The following is a 20,080-nucleotide window of genomic DNA, read 5'->3' as shown; positions in this document are numbered from 1 at the left end:
CAGGGCCCCGGCGGGCCGATGCGCTGGCACGGAGGAATGACGACGCATGATGGTTTCAGCATTGATCGAGCGTGAATTGACCCAAATCGGCTCTCCCGTCCGCAACGGCGTCTTCGTCGCTGTCGTTGGCCCCAGCGGTGCCGGCAAGGACACGCTGATCGCCTATGTCCGCGAGCGCCTTGGCGACGACGAGCACGTCGATTTCGCCCGCCGCGTCATCACCCGCCACAGCGACGGGGCGACCGAAGATCACGATACACTGGCCGACGCCGCTTTCGTCGAGGCCGACGCTTCCGGCGCTTTCGCGCTGTCGTGGGAAGCGCATGGCCTGCGCTACGGCATTCCGGCTTCCGTCGACGATGCGATTGCGGTCGGCCATGTCGTTGTCGCCAACACCTCGCGCGGCGTCATCCCCGCTCTGCGCGAGCGCTACGCCAATGTAGCGGTGGTCGAAATCACGGCTGCCCCCGAAATCCTGGCCGAGCGGCTGGCAGCGCGCGGGCGCGAGTCACGCGGCGAGGTTCTGGCACGTCTGGCGCGCACTGCTCCGCACGATCTCTCCGGTCCCGGCCATGTCGCCATCGACAACAGCGGTACGGCCGATGTCGCCGGCGAGCGGTTCTTGGCCGTGCTGCGCAAGGCGGTCGCCTTTTCCGACGTATCAGGTCAGGTGTGATTGCGTAAGCAGAAGCTTACGCAATCATGCGCAGCATGTGATTGTCCCAGACATATTCCGTGCGGCTTGCCTGCTTGCCGTTCGGCTCGACGATGACGCCTGCGCCCGTGGTGGCGAGGAAGCCGCCGCGGTCGGGCGCCAGACCGCAGACTTCGTCCAGGTCGTTCCTGGCGACCACCTTGCCGGTCCCGGCGTCGATCATCGCCCAGGCGTTGCCCTGCGGCGATGACACCGCCACCAGGCCGGCGTCGCGATTGGCCGCCACCGAGCCGATATAGTTGCGGAAGCCACCGAGAATGTCTTCGGGCATCTCCAGCATGGCGAGTTCCTCTCCGCGCGCGGCGCAGCCGACGAGCAGCGGCGTTTCCGTCGCCGGGCCCTCATGCTGGCAGCCGAACCAGACAGTGCCTTGGGCGTCGATGTCCATGTGCCGGATCGAAAGCTGGTGCAGCTTTTCCGGCAGCTCATGCTTTTCCAGGAGAACACCGCTGACACGGTCGACGAGCACGAAGGATGGCTTCATGATCGGGATATTGAGCTTGGCGCGGCCGAAATCCGGATGGGTCTCGATGCCGCCATTGCAGATCGCAAGCGTGCGTCCGTCGCCAAGCAGGATCAGCTCGTGCGGGCCGACACCATGGGTCGGGAACTCGCCGAGGCGGCGGAAGCCGTCGCGCGCGTCATAGATGCCGACCATGCCGGCGGCATTGTCGAAATCATTCTCGGTCACATAGAGCAGGGCACCATCGGGCGAAAACACGCCATGGCCATAGTAGTGCCGGCCAGTGATGCTCGGAATGGTCAGCGGCTCATCCTTGCCGGTGTGGTCGAAGACCAGCATGAAGGTGCCGGGCTGGCGCGCGAACACCACCGACTTGCGCGAGATCGGATCGAAGGTGACGTCGTGGCCGCGCTCGGGCAACGCCACGCTGTGCAGGATCTTGCCGGCCTCCGACAGCACCGCGACGCCATATTCGCCTGTGCGTGCTTGGTAAGCGGTGGCGAACATAGCGTCGGTTTCGAGCGCCAGCGCACGCTTGGCGGGAGCGAGCGACATCAGGAAGGTCGCACCTGCCGCCTTGAGGAAATCGCGGCGGTCGAACAGCGGCGAGCGCATGACTAGTCCCCGTCGAGCGAGGAGAAGCCGGCGGTGAGGCCGAGCGCGCCGGCAAGGCGGGTACCGAACAATTCCGACAGGCTGGACGTCACGACGCCGAAATAGGTCAGCTTGGCGCGCTTTTCCGGGTCAGCGAGCACAGCGTCGATCGGCCCGGTGATGCCGGTCACGGCATTTTGTGCGTTGGCGAATTCGAAATCGATGGACTGTGCGATCCATTCGGAATCTGCCGGCAGCAGGCTGCCAAATTTCGAGGCGCCGAACAACGCCTTCATGCCTGAAATGTTGCCGCCAAGGGCGGCGGCGGTGCCTTGCGAACGCCAGTACAGCGCCTGCTTCGGCTTGTCGGAAGCCGCATCCTTGCCGAGGAAACCGTTGACGCGCACGTCGCGCACAAGTTCGAGGCCGTTGACATAGACTTCGAGCAGTTCGGTCACCGCCTCGCTGGCGTCGCGATAGAGCGGATTGGCGGCACCGGGATGCTGCCACTGGCTGGCAAAGCCCTTGTCGTCGCGCCAGGCGGCGTCGACCTCGCCAGCGATCGTGGCGACATTGCCTGCTATCGCCTTGCCATAGGAGCAGCGATAGGCGGCCGATGTGCCCGCAAGTTCGTCGGCGCCGGTGCCGAACAGAACGAACTCCAGCGCGCCGAGCCCTTGCATGGCGACGCTCTTCTGCGCCAGCTTCGCTGCGTCGGTCGCGGTCACGTCCTCGCCGGCAATGGCGGCTTGCACCTGCTTCAGGCCGGTGCCTTTGCGGTCGGGCCAAAACAGCATGCGCTCCAGCCGATTCTGCTCGGTGATCGGCCCGAAGCGGATGATCTCGATTTCCGACCACGTCACAGTGGTCTTGGAGAAAGCTTCGCGTGCCGCCTTCAGATTGCCGGCCGATGGTGACGTGCATAGCGTGTCGAGGTTCTTTCCGAGCGCCGCCGTGTCCTGCACGAGCCGACCATAGGTGGGGCGGATGAAGCCGTCGATGGCGTTGGCGATCACCTCGTCCGAGGCCTGGTTGGCGTAGGCTGCGGGCGCGGGCAGGATGAGGCAGGCAACAAAGGCTGATGCGAGCGTAAGTCTAGCCATCAGAGCGACTCCAGGAATTTGACAAGCGCTGTGCGGTCGTCGGCGGGGAGGGCGGCAAAACGGTCGCGCGCGCCTTGCGCTTCGCCGCCATGCCACAGCACCGCCTCAGTCAGGTTCCGCGCCCGCCCGTCATGCAAGAAGAAGGTGTGATCGTTGACGGTTTTGGTCAGGCCGATGCCCCACAGCGGCGGCGTGCGCCATTCGCTGCCACTGGCGTCGCCGACCTGCTGGCCGTCGGCCAGGCCTTCGCCCATGTCGTGCAGCAGGAAGTCGGAATAGGGCCAGATCAGCTGGAAGGCCTGCGCCTTGTTTGGCGTAGCGCGCCGGGTGACGAATTTCGGCATGTGGCACGCGGCGCAGCCGGCTTCGTAGAACATCTGCTTGCCGCGCAGCACTTGCGGGTCGTCGATATCGCGTCGTGCCGGTACGGCGAGGTTTTGCGAGTAGAACGTCACCAGATCCATGATCGGATCTGGCGCTTCGACCGGCCCAAGCCGCTCCTGCACGCCGTTGGGCATGGCGAGGCAGTCGGTTTGGGCTTGGGTACAATCGCCCCAGTGGTGCGCAACGTCTGGTGTCGAGATACCGATGTCGCCGGCAAAGGCATCGGCTGACTGCTGGCGGACCGATGGTGTCTGGGCCTTCCAGCCGAAGCGGCCGAGCGTCAGTTCGCCTGATTTGCCGTCGCGCACGATCGACGCCTTGCCGGAGATACCGTCGCCATTCTTGTCGTCGGGGTCGGCATTGGCAAGGATGTCGGCCGGATGGATCTGCTCGACAAGCCCGAGGCCGATCATCTGCGGTGTCACGCGCGGCGACAGCGTCGTTGCCGGATGCATCGGGCCGTAGCCGAGATCGGAGACAGAGTAGCTGGGCTTGCGCAGCGAAAGCTTCGTGCCGTCGCCGAGTTCGACCGGAACCTCCTCATAGGAGATGACCATGTGGCCCTCGCCGGTGAGGCCGGGAACTGCGAGGTCCTGGAACTGGGCGCCGTAAATGGGATCGGGGAAATTCAGCACCTTGCGCTCGGCGAGGGCGGCCTTTTCTTCCTCAGTCTCGGCCGGGCGGGCAAGCCTCAAGAACATCGAGGTCGCGTCCGAATTTCCTTCCGGCGGATGGCCGCGGCCATCCTTGAGATGACAGCTCTGGCAGGCGCGCGCGTTGAACAGTGGCCCCAAGCCGTCCGAGGCCTGGGTCGAGGACGGCGACGACACCCATAGCTTGCGGAACATGCCGTTGCCGAGCTTGAAGGTCCCTTCTTCCTCGAAGGTGATGTTAGCTGACGAATGCGAGAAGGCATCCTGATTGACGCGCTTTTGCGACGTTCCAGCGCCACCTTGCATCAGCTCGAACTGTTCGGGCTTCGAGAAGTCGGTGGTCGGTTGGACGATCTTTTCGACGCGCGCCTTGTCCGAGGGCTTGAGGTCGTGGCGCTCCGTTGCCAATCCGTCCCGCTCGCCGGCGACGGATGGCATCGCCGCTGAGGCCAACAGCAGGCCCGCGACGATGAAGCGGAGTGCCGGAGCACTTCGCTTGTCGTATGTGTTGTCGGTGCTGGTAGGCGCACCCGGCAGCATGCGGCGCGTTAGTAAAAAAGTGCGCCGCATTCCGGCATGTCCTATTCGGCCTTGTCAGCGGTCTCGGCGTTGAGCTGACCGTACTTCTCTTCGCCGATCTCCGCGAGCAACTGCAGCTGCGTCTCGAGGAAGTCGATGTGACCTTCCTCGTCGGCAAGCAGTTCCTCGAAGAGTTTCATGGATACGTAGTCCCCATGCTGGGAGCAGATGTCCCGGGATTTCTTGTAGGAAGTGCGCGCGTCATACTCGCCGGCGAGATCGCTTTCGAGCACTTCCTTGACGTTCTGGCCGATGCGCAGCGGTGCAAGTGACTGCAGATTGGGGTGGCCTTCGAGGAAGATGATGCGCGCGACAAGCTTGTCGGCGTGGTGCATTTCCTCGATCGATTCAGCGCGTTCCTTCTTGGCCAGCTTGCCGTAGCCCCAATCCTCAAGCAGGCGGAAGTGCACCCAATATTGGTTGACCGCGCCGAGTTCGAGGAAAAGCGCCTCATTAAGCCGCTCGATGACCTGTTTTTCGCCCTTCATTGATCCTGCTCCCGAATTGGACCCGCAACTCTTTCACACGATCCATGTGTGAAACGATATCCACCCCACTCGCCTCCGAACGAGCGTGATAGGCTTCGGTTACCCGAATGATCGTTTCGACCACATTTGGGAAGCAGCCGCAACAGCGCCCGCGCTTTTGCAGCGTGTGATAGACCTTTGCTGGCACGATCAGGCACCAGGGATCCTTGTCCAGGAGTTCTATGATCGTATCTTCGATCTCCTTCTGGGTGATCAGGTTGCAGTGGCAGATCAGCATAACGGACTCAGGGATGGCTGGCGGCGCGCTTCCGGCGCGCCGCTTGGCTGAAATTATCTAGGTGCGAAGAAGGCTCACTGGAAGACCTTGTCGGGGGAATCGAGGCTGTCCGAGCCCTCGAACGCGATCGCGTCGAGCTTCAGGGCAGCAACGGCACGCTCGATCGACTTGGTCTGGTCGACAAGCGCGTCGATCGCCGCCTGGACGGTGGCGTTGCCTTCGGCATTGCCTTCGCCGATCTGCTGGTCGTAGGCCTCGCCAGCGACGGCGCGGGCCTGGATCGCCTCCATCTTGGCCACCGTCGTGTCCAGCTTGCCGGAAAGCTCGGTGTCGAGCGCGGCGTCGGCTTCCTTGACCATGTCGGACACCGACGGACCCTCGACAGTCGAGCCATCGATGCGCTTGTAGGTGCCGTGATAGGCGTTGCGGATGCCGACCACGTCATAGAGATGCGAGATGTGGGTATTGTCCGAGAAGCAGTCGTGCTCTTCCTCCGGATCGTGCAGCAACAGGCCGAGCTTCATGCGCTCGCCGGCGAGTTCGCCGTAGGACAGAGAACCCATGCCGGTAAAGATGGTGGAGATGCCGGTGTTGGCCTCGCCGTCGAGCAGCGCCTTGCGGGCGGCACCGTCTGCCTTCCAGTTGCCGACCATCTCTTCGAGATCGGCAACCAGCAGATCGGAAGCCGCATTGAGATACTGGCCGCGGCGGTCGCAATTGCCGCCAGTGCAGTTGGCGATGTCGTAGTCGGTATAAGGGCGATTGCCGGCGCCTGGGCCGGTGCCGTTGAGGTCCTGGCCCCAGAGCAGGAATTCGATGGCGTGGTAGCCGGTCGCCACATTGGCCTCGATGTCGCCGGCTTCCTGCAAGGTGCCGGACAAGAATGCGGGCGTGATCTTCGAAGCATCGACCTTCTGGCCGTTGATCTCGATCGACGGGTTGGCGATCACGTTTGCGGTATAAAGCTTGTTCTCGTCGGATTCGGTGCCGTAGCTCTTGTCGACATAGTCGATCAGGCCTTCGTCGAGCGGCCAGGCATTCACGCGGCCTTCCCAATCGTCGACGATGGAATTGCCGAAGCGATAGACTTCGGTCTGCTGGTAGGGGATGCGTGCTGCCTTCCAGGCTTCGCGCGCGGCAGCGAGCGTTTCCGCCGATGGCTTGGCAATCAGCGCCTCGACCGCAGCGTCGAGCGCCTTGGCTGATGTCAGCGAGTCCTCGTATTTGGCGAGCGCGATGTCGGAATAGGTGGTGAGAACCGCCTTGGCGTCGGTTGCTGCCTTGGCCGGCAGCACGAAGATCGCGGCTGTCAGCGCGGTCGTTGCCGCAACAGCGGCAAGCCTGCCGTAGTGCCGGTTGCGCGAGATGGATGCAGGCATGGTCTCTCCTCAGTGAACCAGATGGAGCCGATACGCGCCGAAAAATCGTGTGCCGTCAGCTCTTTGCTGCATCGGCGGCATGGATTCGAATGAAAGCTCTGGGGCGGCCCGGCTTCGGACATGCGCGTGGTTCGAGGCCCAATTTGGGCGCAGCGCAACCATGCTGCAGGCAATCGCGCACTGGCGCGGTTCAACGAAGGCAGGCACCCGATAGGCTCCAATCGAAAGGGTTAAAGGCCCAGACATCAAAGACAGGCGCTGTAAAGCACTGCCTCATAAAAGCGTTGTGGCGGAAAAAGTCAACGCGACGTCAACAAAAAACGTAGCGCTATCAATAGTTTAGAATAATTCTAAACTAAGTTTGTCCAGTTTTCGGCGGAGATGGAACGGCCAACTCCTTGATTTGTCGAGATACGCATTCGAGCCAAGGCATCTCAGTGCCGTCACCTGCGACAACGCGTAGCGGCTGGTCATCTCGCCGCCAGCCAGCCAAATGCGAAGGGGTGCGCTTGACAGGCCGGTAGCAGGCTGTCACCCAAAAACCTGTCCTTGGCCCCTTGTGGCCGAGCTGGCCAACGGCCATTTCCCCGGTAACTCCCCAACAGCGAGGCGGGCATGAAGAACGGTGTCGTTATTGTCGGTGCAGGCCATGCCGGCGTCCAGGCCGCCGCCAGCCTGCGCGAAGAAGGCTATGACGGTCCGGTCCTGCTCGTCGGCGACGAGAAGGAACTGCCCTATCACAAGCCGCCGCTGTCCAAGACCTTCATCAAGGATGCCGCCGCCCAGCCGCAGCCGTTGCGCGGCGAAGTCTTCTACACCGGCCATTCGATCGAATTGCGCCCCGGAACCCTTGTCGCGCGCATCGATACCGGCGCGCGCCGGCTCGAGCTCGCCGGCGGCGGCAACCTTGCTTATGACCACCTGATCCTCGCCACCGGCTCGCGCCCGCGCATCTTGCCGCTGCCAGGAGCCGATCTTGCCGGCGTACTGTCGCTGCGCTCGGTCGCCGACGCGCGCCTGATCCGCGACCACAGCGCTGCCTGCGAAGACGTCGTCGTCATCGGCGGCGGCTTCATCGGGCTTGAGATCGCGGCTACCTTGGCCGCTGGCGGCCGTCGCGTCACCGTGGTCGAAGCGCTCGACCGGCTGTTGGGCCGTGCCGTCGCCCCGCTCATCGCCGAGCATGTACGCCAGCGCCTGGCGGCTTCGGGCATCCGCATCCTGCTCAAGACCACCATTGAGCGCATCGAGGGCGAGGGCGGACATGTCGCCGGCGTGCTGACGTCGTCGGGCGAAAGGCTGCCGGCCAGGATGGTCATCATCGGCATCGGCGTCGTGCCCAATGTCGAGCTTGCCGAGACGGCGGGGCTGACCATCGCCAATGGCATCCGCGTCGACCAGGCGATGCGCAGCTCGGTGCCGGAAATCCTCGCCATCGGCGACAATGCCAGCTACCGCCACTGGCAGACCGGGGGCGACGTTCGGCTGGAGTCGGTGCAAAATGCCACCGACCAGGCCAAGCTTGCTGCCCGCACCATCGTTGGCCATGACGGCAGCTACGGTGCCGTGCCGTGGTTCTGGTCCGATATCGGCGACATGAAGCTGCAGATGGTGGGCCTCACCGCCGGCAGCGACCGCCAGATCCTGTCGGGCGACACTGCGGAAAACCGCTTTTCGGTGTTCCACTTCATAGGCGACCGGCTCGTCGCCATCGAATCCGTCAATCGCCCGGCCGACCACATGCTCGGCCGCAAGATGCTCGGCCTCGGCTTCTCGCCGACCGCCGAGATGGTTGCGGGCGGAGCCGAGGCGCTGAAGGCTGCACTCGCAGCCCTGCCGCCAGCTTAAACGGCGACGGTGCGGCTGTCGCGGATCGAGGCTTCGAGGATATCGAGCGCCTCGGTCATGACTTCGTCCTGGATGGTGATCGGCGCCAGGAAACGGATGACGTTGCCATAGACGCCGCAGGTCAACAGGATCAGGCCCTTTTCGAGCGCCTTGAGCCGCACCGCATTGGCGAATTCGGCCGAGGGTGTGCCCTTCTTCACATCGTTGAACTCGACCGCGTTCATGAAGCCGGGCCCACGGATGTCGACGATCTCGGGAACGTCGTCGCGCAAGGATTCGAGCCGTTGCTTGAGCCGGGCACCGAGCTGATTGGCGCGGTCGCACAGATTTTCATCCTCGATCACGTCAAGTACGGCGTGGGCCGCGGCGACGCCGATCGGGCTGCCGCCATAGGTGCCGCCGAGCCCGCCGGGGCCGGGCGCATCCATGATCTCGGCGCGGCCGGTCACCGCGGCGAGCGGAAATCCGCCGGCGAGGCTCTTGGCCATTGTCATGAGGTCGGGCGCGACGTCATGGTAGTCCATGGCAAACATCTTGCCGGTGCGCGCGAAGCCGGTCTGCACTTCGTCGGCGATGAGCAGCATGCCGTGCTGGTCGCAGATCTTGCGCAGGGCTACCATGAAATCGCGCGGCACCTCGTAGAAGCCGCCTTCGCCCTGCACCGGCTCGATGATGATCGCCGCCACACGCGCGGGGTCGACATCGGCCTTGAACAGCCGGTCGAGTGCGGCCAGCGCATCGGCCGTGCTGACGCCGTGCAGCGGCACCGGGAAGGGCGCATGGAAGATGTCGCCCGGCATTGCGCCGAAGCCCGCCTTGTAGGGCTGTACCTTGCCGGTCAGCGCCATGCCCATGAAGGTGCGACCATGGAAGCCGCCGGCAAAGGCGATCACCGCCTGGCGCCCGGTGGCGCTGCGGGCGATCTTGACCGCGTTTTCGACCGCTTCGGCACCCGTGGTGACGAAGATCGTGCGCTTGTCGCCCTTCATCGGCGCAATGGCGTTGAGCCGCTCGCCGAGCCGGACATAACTCTCGTAGGGCACGACCTGATGGCAGGTGTGGGTGAAGCGGTCGAGCTGGGCTTTCACCGCTTCGATGACGCGCGGGTGGCGATGGCCGGTGTTGACGACCGCGATGCCGGAGGAGAAGTCGATGTAGCGTCGGTCCTCGACATCCCAGATCTCGGAGTTCTCGGCGCGGTCGGCATAGACCTGCGTCGTCATGCCGACGCCGCGTGCGATCGTGTTCATCTTGCGCTGTGAGATTTCGGCGTTTTTCATCGCTTATCCTCCAACCTTTCAGGCGTCTTGCACGCACTGAGCCGACGCCATATCTGCACCTCTCCTGGTTTTGTACAAGCCGTCACGATGGCCGAAGTGCCGGGTCCTTGATGACGGCAAAAAAATTGCCGACGCCATGTCGGAATTGCGCATACTGGCGCGTCCTATTCATGAAGGAACTGAATAGATGCTCTACGCCATCCTTTGCTACAACAACGAAGACGTCGTCTGCGCCTGGTCCAAGGAACAGGACGACGAGGTGATGGCGCGCCTTCAGGTGGTCACAGGCAAGCTGCGCGACCAGGGCCGGCTCGGCCCCGTGGCGCGGCTGATGCCGACGACGGCCGCCACCACCTTGCGCAAGGCCAAGGACGAGCCGTTGATCATTGACGGGCCCTTCGCCGAGACCAAGGAACAGTTCCTCGGTTTCTACGTCGTCGACTGCGACACGCTCGACGATGCCGTCGACGTTGCCAAGGAGCTGGCGGAAGCCAATCCCGGCGGCGGTTCATATGAATTGCGCCCGATCGGCGCGTTTTTCCCCGGAAAAGAGGCAAGATGACCGACCCGGCCTGGATCAACACGGCCCTTTCCTCCGCCAGGCCCCAGGCCGTGGCGGCCCTGCTGCGCTACTTCCGCGATCTCGATACCGCGGAAGAGGCGTTCCAGGAGGCCTGCCTGCGCGCGCTGCGCACCTGGCCCGAAAAGGGACCGCCGCGTGATCCGGCCGCCTGGTTGATCTTTGTCGGCCGCAATTCCGGCATCGATGCCGCAAGGCGCCGCAGCAAGCAGGCGCCGCTGCCGGCCGAAGAGTTGGTTTCCGACCTCGAGGACGTCGAGGCCGGTATCGCCGAGCGTCTCGACGGCCAGCACTACCGCGACGATATCCTGCGCCTGCTGTTCATCTGCTGCCATCCCGACTTGCCGGCGACCCAGCAGGTGGCGCTTGCGCTGCGCATCGTCTCGGGGCTGTCGGTCAAGCAGATCGCGCGCGCCTTTCTCGTCGGCGAAAGCGCAATGGAACAGCGCATCACCCGCGCCAAGGCGCGCATCGCCAATGCCGACGTGCCGTTCGAGGCGCCCGGTCCGGTCGAGCGCTCCGAGCGGGTCGCCGCCGTGCTGGCGATGGTGTATCTCGTCTTCAACGAGGGCTATTCTGCGGGTRCCACCGAAATCGCCAACCGCGCGCCCTTGTGCGAAGAGGCGATCAGGCTGGCGCGGCTGTTGCTGCGCCTGTTCCAGACCGAGCCTGAAGTGATGGGGCTGACAGCGCTTCTGCTGCTCCAGCACGCACGCGCCGCCGCGCGCTTCAATTCCGAAGGCGAATTGGTGCTGATGGAGGACCAGGACCGCACGTTATGGAACCGGTCGCTGATCGACGAAGGCCTGGCGCTGATCGACAAGGCGATGCGCCATCGCCGCTCGGGGCCTTACCAGATCCAGGCGGCGATCGCTGCCCTTCATGCCCGCGCCGCCCGTCCCGAAGATACCGACTGGGCCGAAATCGACCTGCTCTACTCGGTGCTGGAATCGATGACGCCTTCGCCGGTCGTCACGCTTAACAGGGCCGTTGCCTTCGCCAAGCTGCGCGGGCCGGAGGCGGCGCTCAAGCTGATCGAGCCGCTGGCGCCCAAGCTTGCGGGCTATTTCCATTTCTTCGGCGTCAAGGGCGGGCTGTTGATGCAGCTTGGCCGCACCGAAGAGGCGCGCGAAGCTTTTGACCGGGCGATTGCCCTTGCCAACACCGCAGCCGAGGCCGCTCATATCCGCATGCATCTCGACCGGCTTTCGGCGCCTTCACCGACATCGGTGAAGGCGAACGCCAAGGCGACAAGCCGTCAGCTCCAATAGCGGCGCGACTACCCGCGAAGCCAATACGGGAAGTGTCCATCCTCCCCTTTGTCGGGAGACGGTGGCAAGGGCGTCTTCTTGTCGGCCGGGACTTCCACGACCTTGCGATAGAGGTGCCACGTCGCGTGACCGAGCACCGGGATGACTATGGCGAGGCCCGCCAGGAACGGCACTGACCCGATCAGCAGCGCGACCGCGACGATCAGGCCCCACAGCAGCATCGGCACCGGATTGCTCATCACCGCCCGTACCGAGGTCTCGATCGCGGCATAGGCACCGACATCGCAGTCGAGCAGCAGTGGAAGGGCGACGACAGTGGTGCAGAGCACTGTCAGGGCAAACAGGAATCCGATGAGATTGCCCAGGATAACCAGCGTCCAGCCGCGCTGGGTGGTGAAGAGATCGCCGAAGAACGATGCCATCGACTGCGGGGCGTCCGCCCCGTAAAGCGACGTGTAGAGCATCTGCGCGACCAGGAGCCATGCAACGAAAAGCGCGAGCAGCATGATGCCGATGACCAGCATTGCAGGAATGGCCGGCGAATGCCTGACATCGAAGGCATGCTTCCAGGACGTGTCGAGGTTTTGCTCGCGCCTTCGGCTGATCTCGTACAGGCCTATGCCGAAGAAGGGGCCGAGCAAGGCAAAGCCGGACATCAGCGGGAAAATGAGCTGCAGGGCGTTGCCGCCCGAAGTCCATGTGATCAGGAACACCCCAACGACCGGGTAGATCAGGCACAGGAAAACGTAATGCGAAGGCTTGTCCCAAAAGTCGTCGAAGCCACGTCGCAGCGCGTCAAACACATCCGCGACCGTTATGCGTCGGATCGCGGGATGCTCGATCGTATTGGTGGCGCCTGCGTACACATGGAAACTTGCCATGACCACTCCTCCGTTGGGGTGGGTCGCGGCTCGCGCTTGGCATGAGTGGTCACGCCAAACCGCGACCTTCACCTTGGCAAATCATAACGTGTTTCGCGTGATTTGACGACCCTGCCGAACGTGTCTCGGGGGCTCAGGCAAGGTCACCGGACGCAGTGGCCTTGCCCGTTGCCAGCGGACCGGAGTGGCGCTCCATGATCCGGCCGTCGGATGGTCCGGTCAGGCGCCCGTGCGGGCGACCACCGGGACATAGTTTTCGAGCTCCGGCGCCGGGAAGATGACCGAACCGGCGATTTCCGCCGAGCGGTAGAGCCCCATCAGGATCTCGACCACTGCGAGACCGTCATGGAAGGTCTCCATCGGCGTCTCGCCCTTGCGGAAGCACTCGACCATGTGGCGGTTCTCGTCGGTGTAGCCATAGACGCCGGCCTCGTCTTCCAGCACCGGCATCAGGCCCTGTTCGGCGTTCTGCTTTTCGACCAGATCCTCACCCTCCTCGCCCTTAACCTCACGCGACATGAAGATCTTGAGCCCGGTGTTGAGGGAGTTGAACTCCATCGCATATTCGGGCCCGAGCAGTTCGAGCTGGATGCGCAGGCCAGCCCCGACATAGGCCCATGAGGTCGTCGCCTCGATGACCAGTTCGTTGCCTTCCTCGTCCTCGAGCAGGATGGTGCCGCGGGCGAAATCCTCCGACGGGCGGTTGCGGTAGTCGACATCGTTGCCGAAGCGCTTGCGGAGCTGGTCGGCATAGTTGGGGCGCGTCCATTTGAGGTTGGCGACAGTGCCGCTGACCTGCTTGACGGTAAGCGACTTGCGCGCAGCGCCCGGCTTGGTCAGCAGGTGGCGGGCGACCTCGACGCTGTGGCACATCATGTCTGACAAAACGCCGCCGCCCTGCTTGTCGCCCTGCCAGAACCACGGCTCGTGCGGGCCCGAATGCTCCTCCGCCGCGCGTGCCAGATAGGGCCGGCCGGTGGCCGAGGCGGCACGGCGCCAGATGATGTCCTTGCCACGGATGACCGGGGTGCAGAACACCTGGTTTTCGAGATAGCCGTGGTTGAGGCCGGCGTCTTCGGCCAGTCGCAGCATCTCGCGCGCTTCGGCGATGGTGCGGGCAAGCGGCTTTTCGCAGGCAACGGCGAAGACCTTGCTGCGCCCGGCCTTCACCTCGGCATGCAGCGTGCGCATCACGTCGAGGCGGGTGTAGTTGGGCGAAAGGATCCAGATCGCGTCGACATTGTCGGCATTGACGAGCGACTCCAGGCTGTCGTGGCTGGTGCATTCGCCGAGGCCGAGCTCAGTGACGCGGTTGGCGAAACGCGCGCGGTTTTCGGCCTTGCGGCTGAACACGCCGGTGACGTCGACATTGCGCACGCCGAGCATGCCCTTGAGGTGGAATTCCGCGATGAAGCCGCTTCCGACGAAGCCGACGCGCAGCCGCTGTTTGGGCAATCCGGTCATGTGAGGTCCCTCATTCCTAATATCTGAAATCACTTCGGCGCTGGCGCGGTGGTGCCGCGTATCTTCAGCGTTGTCGGCAGCATTGCCGACTTGCGCGGCGTGGGTCCGCCCGTCAGCATGTCGAGCAGCATGGTCATGGCCGCCCTGCCGATCTCGGTGCGCGGCTGGCTGACAGTGGTCAGCGGCGGATAAAAGGCCTCGCTGAGGAACAGGTCGTCGAAGCCGACCACCGACACGTCGCCGGGTATGTCGAGCCCGAGCTTGCGCAACTGGTGGATGACACCGAAAGCCATCTCGTCATTGGCAACGAAGATCGCCGTGGGCGGCTGCGGCAGCTCGAACAGGCCCTGGCACAGGCGCTGGCCGGTGTGCAGCAGATAGTCGCCGACCGGCTCATAGCCTTGGGGGATCGGCAGGCCGCTAGCTGCCATCGCCTTGCGATAGCCGTCGCGGCGATAGATGCTCATGATCTCCGGCACTGGGCCGGAGATATGGGCGATGCGCTTGTGGCCGAGGCCGATCAGATGCTCGACGGCGTTTTGCGCGGCCCCTTCATTGTCGATCAGCACATGTGGAAAGCCGGCGTTCTCGATCGCCTCGAGCGCCACAACGATGGGGGCGTCAGCGACCGAGGCAAGAAAGCCCTCGCGCTCAGGCAGCTTGCCCGTCATCAGGATCATGCCATCGGCATGGCCGTCGCGCAGCATGTCGAAATATTCGACCTCGCGGTCGGAATCGTTTTCGGTATTGCCCATGAGCACGGAGTAGCCGGCGGCGCGCGCGGTGGCTTCGACGCCTTTCAGGATTTCCAGATAGAACGGGTTGCCGACGTCGCGCACCACCATCAGCACCGCCATCGCCTTTTGCGTGCGCAGGTTTCGTGCGCTGACATTGGGACGGTAGTTCATCTCGCGAGCCAGATCGCGGATGCGGCTCAGCGTCGGCTCGGCCACCAGTCCGCTGTCGGAGAGCGCGCGCGAAACGGTGGCCGCGGAAACGCCCAGCCGCTCGGCAATGTCCTTGATCTTGGGACGGTCGTTCATCCGCGCATCGCCCGTCCGCGGCCATAAAACAGCATCAGCAGCAGAAGCGTGGCGCCGAACACCATCTGCCGTCCGGATTCGTCGATATGCACGGTGGTCAGGATGCCCTGCAGGATGACCAGCAGCACGGCACCCGCCATGGTGCCGGTGTAGCCGCCCTTGCCGCCCGACAGCGGCGTGCCGCCGAAGACCACGGCGATGATCGAGGCCAGCATGTATTGTTCGCCGACATTGGCGAAGGACGAGCCCGAATAGCCAAGCAGGCAGATGCCGGTGAGGGACGCGAATACGCCCGAGAGCATGAACAGCGAAATGCGCATGCGCCTGACCGGCACGCCGGCCATGTGGGCCGCATGCTCGTTCGAGCCGATGGCGTAGATGCGGTGGCCGTAGACGGTGCGGCCAAGCATGAAGGCCATCAGCAGCCCGATCGCCACCCACAGCCAGATGATGCCGGGCAGGCCGAGCAGGAAGGGCTGGGTGACGAAGCGCGACAGGCCGGGCGCGGCAAACCCCGACGGAATGCCGTTGCGCACGACGACAAGAAGCCCTTGCAGCACGCCGAGCATGCCGAGCGTCATCACCAGCGGCGGAATGCGCAGCAGCGTAACGCCCAGGCCGTTGAACAGGCCGATCAGGGCACCCGCCGCCATGCAGGCGAGCACCGCCGGCAGGATGGCGCTGTCGGCGCCGTTCATGACATTGCCGGCGATGATGGCGCTGAGCGAGATCACCCCGCCTACCGACAGGTCGATGCCCTCGCGTCCGCCGAGGATCACCAGATTCTGGCCGGCGGCGACGATGCCGAGCAGGGCTGCGACGATCAAAAGCCTGAGGATCTGCTGGCCCGAGGCAAAGCCGGGCGACAGTGCTTCGCCGAGCAGCAGCAGTGCCGCGATCAGGATCAGCGCCACCACCAGCGGCTGCTTGAGGAAGGTCAGAACGGACGAGGGCGTGGGTGCCGAAGGCGTCTGTGTTGTGGCGGTCATGCGCGTGCCCTCCGGCCGACGAGAACGCCCGCCATCAGTGCCACCAGTATGGCGAGGCCCTGGACCAGGTTCTGCCATTCCGACGGCGTGCCGACGAAGAAGACGAGCGAGTTGATGAGGCCGATGATCAAGGCGCCGATGATCGAGCCGACGACGGTGCCGAAGCCGCCCGACAGCGCGCTGCCGCCGAGCACCACCGCTGCCACCGAAAACAGGGTCATCTTGCCGCCGACCAGCGGGTCGCCGCTGGCCGTATCGCCGGTGATGCAAAAGGCGGCGAGCGCTGCAAACAGGCCGCACAGCGCATAGCCCTGGATGCGGATTCTGGTGACGGGCAGACCGCTCTGGAACGCGGCTTGCGCGTCATCGCCGACCGCCAGCAATTGCGTCGACAGCCGGGTGCGGGCGAGCAGATAGAGCACGATTGCAAGCAGCACCGCTGCGTAGAAGACAAACGGGATTTCGAAGAAACGTCCGCCATAGGTGCGCCAGAATGCGGCGGGTGCCGGCGTGCCGGCGACCGGCATGACGTAGAGTGCCAAGCCGGTGAAGAAGATGCTGGTGGCAAAAGTTGCGACGATCGCCTGCAGCCTAAGTGCCGCGACCACGATGCCGTTGACGATGCCGCAGGCAAGGCCGGTGAGCAGGCCGACACACAGGGCGGCGACAAGGGAAAAACCGCTGCCGCCCATCCTTTCCATCATCACGACGATGACGACATTGACCAGCGACACGATGGCGCCGACCGACAGGTCGATGTCGCCGGCATAGACGACATAGGTCTGGGCAACCGCCAGGAGCATCAGCGCCAGATAGGTCTTCACCAGTCCGGTGATGCCGATGAAACTCACGCTGCGCGGCTGGTAGAGACCGTTGAGCGCGAGCAGGACAAGCGCGATCAGCAGCGCCGGCAGGAAGGGATAGCGCTCGACGAGCCGTTTCAGCCCGCCTGGCTTTTGGGAAATGGTCGCGGTTGTCATCACGCGGCCTCGTAAGCTGCCTGGTAGAGATTATAGCGCGTGCGATCCGCGCCGGTGAGTTCGCGCCGCACCGAACCKCCATTGAAGACGAGGATACGGTCGGCGTTGTTGAGCAGCTCGGCGTCTTCGGAGGAATAGAGCACGATGCCCAGCCCCTCTGCGGCGAGCTTGCGGATCAGTGAAAACAGGTCCGCCTTGGCTGAGAGGTCGATGCCCTTGGTCGGGTCGTCGAGCAAAAGCACGTCGGGACGGTCGATCAGCCAGCGCGCAATGACGATCTTCTGCTGGTTGCCGCCCGACAGCGAATTGATCGGATGGCTGAGCCCGCCAAACTTGGTGTGCAGCGCCTCGAGCGCCGGCTTGACGCGTTCGGCGAGCGCAGACGGTCGTGCGAGGAAAAGTTTCTGCCTGAGATAGTGGATCGGCGTGACGTTCTCGAGGATCGGCCGGCCCGAAATGACGCCGTCGCGGCCTCGGTCGCCCGAGACATAGGCGCAGCCGCGCCGGATTGCTTCGCGCGGGTTCTTGGCCGCAAACGGCGCGCCGTTGAGCACGATTTCGCCCGAGGCGACTGGATTGACGCCGAAGATGGCGCGCAGCACTGCCGACTGGCCTTGGCCGTGCAGCCCGCCGAAGCCGAGGATTTCGCCCTTGGCGACCTCGAAGCTGACATTGGCGAAGCCCTTGCCGGAAAGTCCCTTGATCGCCAGAACGTTCGGCCGCCCGGCGGCAACGGCAGCGGGCGGCGCACTGTTGCCGGCGGCGAGTTCGTCCTGGCCGCCGACCATCATGCGGATCACCGCTGCGGGATTGGTCTCAGTGATCTTTTCGGTGCCCACTGTCTCGCCGTCGCGGATGACGGTGACTCGGTCGCCTATGGCGAAGATCTCGTCCATGCGGTGCGAGATGAAGATGATGCTGCGGCCTTGTATCTTCAGCTCGCGCAGGATTTCGAAGAAGCGGTCGACCTGGGCGCGATCTAGTGCGGAGGTCGGTTCGTCGAAGATGATGACGGGTGCCTCGGTTGCCAGCGCCTTCATGATCTCGACCAGCTGGCGCTGGTCGGCGCGCAGGTTCTCGACGGCGGTTTCGGCAGCAAAGCCGTCACCGGAGACGGTGTCGAACAAGGCGATATAGCGTGCGGCGCGGGCCTCCAGCGCAGCGCGATCGACAAAGCCCGCGCGGGTGGTGGGCAGGTCCGGAAGGCAGATGTTTTCCGCCACCGTGCGGTGAGCCGCCAGGCTGAGTTCCTGGTAGAAGATGCCGATGCCGTGGTCGCGCGCCGAGCGTGGCCCGGTGATGGTGACGGGCTTGCCGTCGATCAATATCTCGCCGCCATCCGGCCGGACGCTGCCCGCGAGGACCTTGCACAGCGTGCTCTTGCCCGAACCGTTCGAGCCGATCAGCACATGCACCTCGCCGGCGTCGATCGAAAGGTCGCCGCGGCGTAAGGCAAGGGTGGCGCCGTAAGCTTTGCTTACGCTACGGAGCTCAATTTTAGACATGGTGGTGGCTTCCCTGGACAAGGTCGGTCCGGGGGCGCCGCCTGCTCGGCAGGCACCCCCGGCTTGGGAGGAAGCTTACTTGAAGAGCTTCTCGGCGTCTTCGATGGAAAGCTGGCTGGTGTAGGAGAAGTAGCCCGGCTTGCCTTCCAGATCCTTGGCGACCTGCTCAACGTTCTTGGAGTCGATGAACGGGATCGGCAGGTACATGGCGTTCTTGTACTGGCCAGCCGTTGCCGGCTCCTTCAGTTCTTTGCCCTGCAGCATCAGCACGGCGACGTTGAGTGCCGAGGCCATGACGCCGGGCGGGTTCACCGAAGCGCCGGAGTTCAGCTTGTCCTTGACCCAAAGGTCGATGAAGTCCTTGCGGATCTCGCCCGTGGCGGCGATCGACGACTGCTTCTTGGCATCGATGATCGACTTCCAGGCGCCTGCCGCCATGCCGTCCTGCACCCACACGCCATTGATGTCGGGGTTGGTGGCGAGCAGGTTCTGCATCGCCTGCTGGCCCTGGGCCTGATCCCAGTTGGCGTTGACTTCATTGACGATCTTGATGTCCGGGTACTGGCCGAACACTTCCTTGTAGCCGGCGACGCGCATCTCGTTGGCCGGGTGGCCGGCTACGCCGTTGATGGCTACCACGTTGCCCTTGCCGCCGAGCGTCTCGGCCAGCCACTTGGCGCCCGCCGCGCCCCATGCCTTCTGGTCGATGCCGACATAGGTGGCGTCGGGCGACGACACTTCGGCGTCGGTCGAGATCACCAGGATGCCGGCTTCCTTGGCCTGGGCGAAGACCGGATCGAACGCGGTGGGGCTGTTCGGATTGATGATGATGGCGTTGACGCCCTCGCTGATGAAGTTGCGGACATGCGCGATCTGGCCGGGCACGTCGACATTGGCGCTCTGCACAACGACTTCGACATTGACGCCCTTGTCCTTCCAAGCGGCGGCCGCGGCCTGCGCCTGTTCGATCATCTGCGTGCGCCACTCCGAGCCGACCCAGCCATTCGACAGGCCGATCTTGAAGTCGGCCGCTTGGGTCGAGAACGCCGATACGGCCAATGCCGCGACGGTGGTTAAGGCAAATGCTGCAAATTTCTTCATGAATTCCTCCCGATGCAAAAACTGCTGCATCAGATGATAGTCAGAAAATGTAATCGATTTCAATCGGCATTTTTCGAGGTTTTCGACTCGATTTACGTCTCCGTGCCGTCAACGCGGATCCACGACTGCTGGCGCGTGATATGTTGGAGACATCGTTCCAGGACGGTACCAGCCTGGGAACAAGCAAAGTTGCATCGTCCGCCTGCGGAGGTTCCAGCTTGACCATATTGCTGACCGTCCTGGCGATGCTCGCCTTCGCCGCGAATTCGCTGCTGGCACGCGCGGCGTTGGATGGGGCGACGATCGATGCGGCGGCCTACACGGCCGTTCGCCTGATCTCGGGCGCCGTAGCTCTGATGCTGCTGATCTACTGGCAGCGTGGGCGCGGTGCGTTTCGTGCACTTCCCGGCAACTGGCCTTCGGGCCTGGCCTTGTTTTCCTATGCCTTGGCTTTCTCGCTCGCCTATCTTCGGCTTGGGGCAGCGACGGGCGCGCTGATACTC

General features: G+C 63.9%; 18 protein-coding genes and 1 pseudogene. 5 read left to right on the top strand and 14 right to left on the bottom strand.

Annotated features, from left to right (window positions below; genetic code table 11):
• Nucleotides 1-46 precede the first annotated feature (46 nt).
• A complete protein-coding gene (gene phnN / locus AC1DUU_RS01895) occupies nucleotides 47-676 on the top strand; it encodes a phosphonate metabolism protein/1,5-bisphosphokinase (PRPP-forming) PhnN (protein ID WP_476781715.1) in 630 nt (209 codons plus the stop codon).
• A 16-nt stretch (nucleotides 677-692) separates the two neighbouring features.
• Here the strand turns inward: phnN and AC1DUU_RS01890 are convergent, their stop codons facing one another.
• From AC1DUU_RS01890 to AC1DUU_RS01865, 6 genes are all read right to left on the bottom strand, one after another.
• Nucleotides 693-1,793 carry a DUF1513 domain-containing protein gene (locus AC1DUU_RS01890; protein ID WP_476781714.1) on the bottom strand — a complete coding sequence of 367 codons (1,101 nt, stop codon included), beginning with the start codon at nucleotides 1,791-1,793 and terminating at the stop codon, nucleotides 693-695.
• Nucleotides 1,794-1,795: 2 nt separating this feature from the next.
• Nucleotides 1,796-2,875 (bottom strand): imelysin family protein, encoded by a 1,080-nt coding sequence (locus AC1DUU_RS01885; protein ID WP_476781713.1) that lies wholly within the window; start codon nucleotides 2,873-2,875, stop codon nucleotides 1,796-1,798.
• Nucleotides 2,875-4,350, bottom strand: coding sequence for a di-heme oxidoreductase family protein (locus AC1DUU_RS01880; protein ID WP_476781729.1), 1,476 nt, complete (start codon nucleotides 4,348-4,350; stop codon nucleotides 2,875-2,877). The genes AC1DUU_RS01885 and AC1DUU_RS01880 overlap by 1 nt, the downstream gene beginning before the upstream one ends.
• Before the next feature lie 143 nt (nucleotides 4,351-4,493).
• The gene (bfr, locus tag AC1DUU_RS01875) at nucleotides 4,494-4,979 is read right to left on the bottom strand and encodes a bacterioferritin (protein WP_476781712.1); all 486 of its coding nucleotides are present in this window, start codon (nucleotides 4,977-4,979) and stop codon (nucleotides 4,494-4,496) included.
• Nucleotides 4,945-5,256, bottom strand: a complete 312-nt coding sequence (locus AC1DUU_RS01870) for a (2Fe-2S)-binding protein (protein WP_476781711.1) — start codon at nucleotides 5,254-5,256, stop codon at nucleotides 4,945-4,947. The genes bfr and AC1DUU_RS01870 overlap by 35 nt, the downstream gene beginning before the upstream one ends.
• A gap of 74 nt (nucleotides 5,257-5,330) precedes the next feature.
• Nucleotides 5,331-6,635 carry an imelysin family protein gene (locus tag AC1DUU_RS01865; protein ID WP_476781710.1) on the bottom strand — a complete coding sequence of 435 codons (1,305 nt, stop codon included), beginning with the start codon at nucleotides 6,633-6,635 and terminating at the stop codon, nucleotides 5,331-5,333.
• A gap of 615 nt (nucleotides 6,636-7,250) precedes the next feature.
• On the opposite strand from AC1DUU_RS01865, the gene AC1DUU_RS01860 reads away from it, so the two are divergent.
• Nucleotides 7,251-8,483, top strand: a complete 1,233-nt coding sequence (locus AC1DUU_RS01860; RefSeq protein ID WP_476781709.1) for an NAD(P)/FAD-dependent oxidoreductase — start codon at nucleotides 7,251-7,253, stop codon at nucleotides 8,481-8,483.
• On the opposite strand, the gene AC1DUU_RS01855 is transcribed toward AC1DUU_RS01860, so the two are convergent.
• Entirely contained in the window at nucleotides 8,480-9,763 is a 1,284-nt protein-coding gene (locus AC1DUU_RS01855) for a 4-aminobutyrate--2-oxoglutarate transaminase (RefSeq protein ID WP_476781708.1), read from the bottom strand. The two genes, AC1DUU_RS01860 and AC1DUU_RS01855, sit on opposite strands and share 4 nt — an antisense overlap.
• 187 nt (nucleotides 9,764-9,950) lie before the next feature.
• Here AC1DUU_RS01855 and AC1DUU_RS01850 point away from each other — a divergent pair, with 187 nt between their 5' ends.
• Nucleotides 9,951-10,325 (top strand): YciI family protein, encoded by a 375-nt coding sequence (locus AC1DUU_RS01850; protein WP_476781707.1) that lies wholly within the window; start codon nucleotides 9,951-9,953, stop codon nucleotides 10,323-10,325.
• A complete protein-coding gene (locus tag AC1DUU_RS01845) occupies nucleotides 10,322-11,614 on the top strand; it encodes an RNA polymerase sigma factor (RefSeq protein WP_476781706.1) in 1,293 nt (430 codons plus the stop codon). The genes AC1DUU_RS01850 and AC1DUU_RS01845 overlap by 4 nt, the downstream gene beginning before the upstream one ends.
• A gap of 8 nt (nucleotides 11,615-11,622) precedes the next feature.
• Here AC1DUU_RS01845 and AC1DUU_RS01840 read toward each other — a convergent pair whose 3' ends face one another.
• The 7 genes from AC1DUU_RS01840 to AC1DUU_RS01810 form a co-directional block, all read right to left on the bottom strand.
• Entirely contained in the window at nucleotides 11,623-12,495 is an 873-nt protein-coding gene (locus AC1DUU_RS01840) for a DUF2189 domain-containing protein (RefSeq protein ID WP_476781705.1), read from the bottom strand.
• Between the two features lie 219 nt (nucleotides 12,496-12,714).
• Nucleotides 12,715-13,959 carry a Gfo/Idh/MocA family protein gene (locus tag AC1DUU_RS01835; RefSeq protein ID WP_476781704.1) on the bottom strand — a complete coding sequence of 415 codons (1,245 nt, stop codon included), beginning with the start codon at nucleotides 13,957-13,959 and terminating at the stop codon, nucleotides 12,715-12,717.
• A gap of 29 nt (nucleotides 13,960-13,988) precedes the next feature.
• The gene (locus AC1DUU_RS01830) at nucleotides 13,989-15,002 is read right to left on the bottom strand and encodes a LacI family DNA-binding transcriptional regulator (protein WP_476781703.1); all 1,014 of its coding nucleotides are present in this window, start codon (nucleotides 15,000-15,002) and stop codon (nucleotides 13,989-13,991) included.
• A complete protein-coding gene (locus AC1DUU_RS01825; protein WP_476781702.1) occupies nucleotides 14,999-15,991 on the bottom strand; it encodes an ABC transporter permease in 993 nt (330 codons plus the stop codon). Before AC1DUU_RS01825 ends, AC1DUU_RS01830 begins: the two co-directional genes overlap by 4 nt.
• The gene (locus AC1DUU_RS01820; RefSeq protein ID WP_476781701.1) at nucleotides 15,988-16,971 is read right to left on the bottom strand and encodes an ABC transporter permease; all 984 of its coding nucleotides are present in this window, start codon (nucleotides 16,969-16,971) and stop codon (nucleotides 15,988-15,990) included. The genes AC1DUU_RS01825 and AC1DUU_RS01820 overlap by 4 nt, the downstream gene beginning before the upstream one ends.
• Nucleotides 16,971-18,476, bottom strand: a complete 1,506-nt coding sequence (locus AC1DUU_RS01815; protein WP_476781700.1) for a sugar ABC transporter ATP-binding protein — start codon at nucleotides 18,474-18,476, stop codon at nucleotides 16,971-16,973. Before AC1DUU_RS01815 ends, AC1DUU_RS01820 begins: the two co-directional genes overlap by 1 nt.
• Before the next feature lie 75 nt (nucleotides 18,477-18,551).
• Nucleotides 18,552-19,577 carry a substrate-binding domain-containing protein gene (locus AC1DUU_RS01810; protein ID WP_476781699.1) on the bottom strand — a complete coding sequence of 342 codons (1,026 nt, stop codon included), beginning with the start codon at nucleotides 19,575-19,577 and terminating at the stop codon, nucleotides 18,552-18,554.
• Between the two features lie 218 nt (nucleotides 19,578-19,795).
• Here AC1DUU_RS01810 and AC1DUU_RS01805 point away from each other — a divergent pair.
• A pseudogene (locus AC1DUU_RS01805) lies at nucleotides 19,796-20,080 on the top strand (EamA family transporter); the annotation flags it as partial.

The sequence above is a fragment of the Aminobacter sp. P4_H6_2 genome (genome assembly GCF_056400805.1).
Note: the sequence above shows the minus strand (reverse complement) of the source record. Positions and strands in the feature narration are given on the sequence as shown.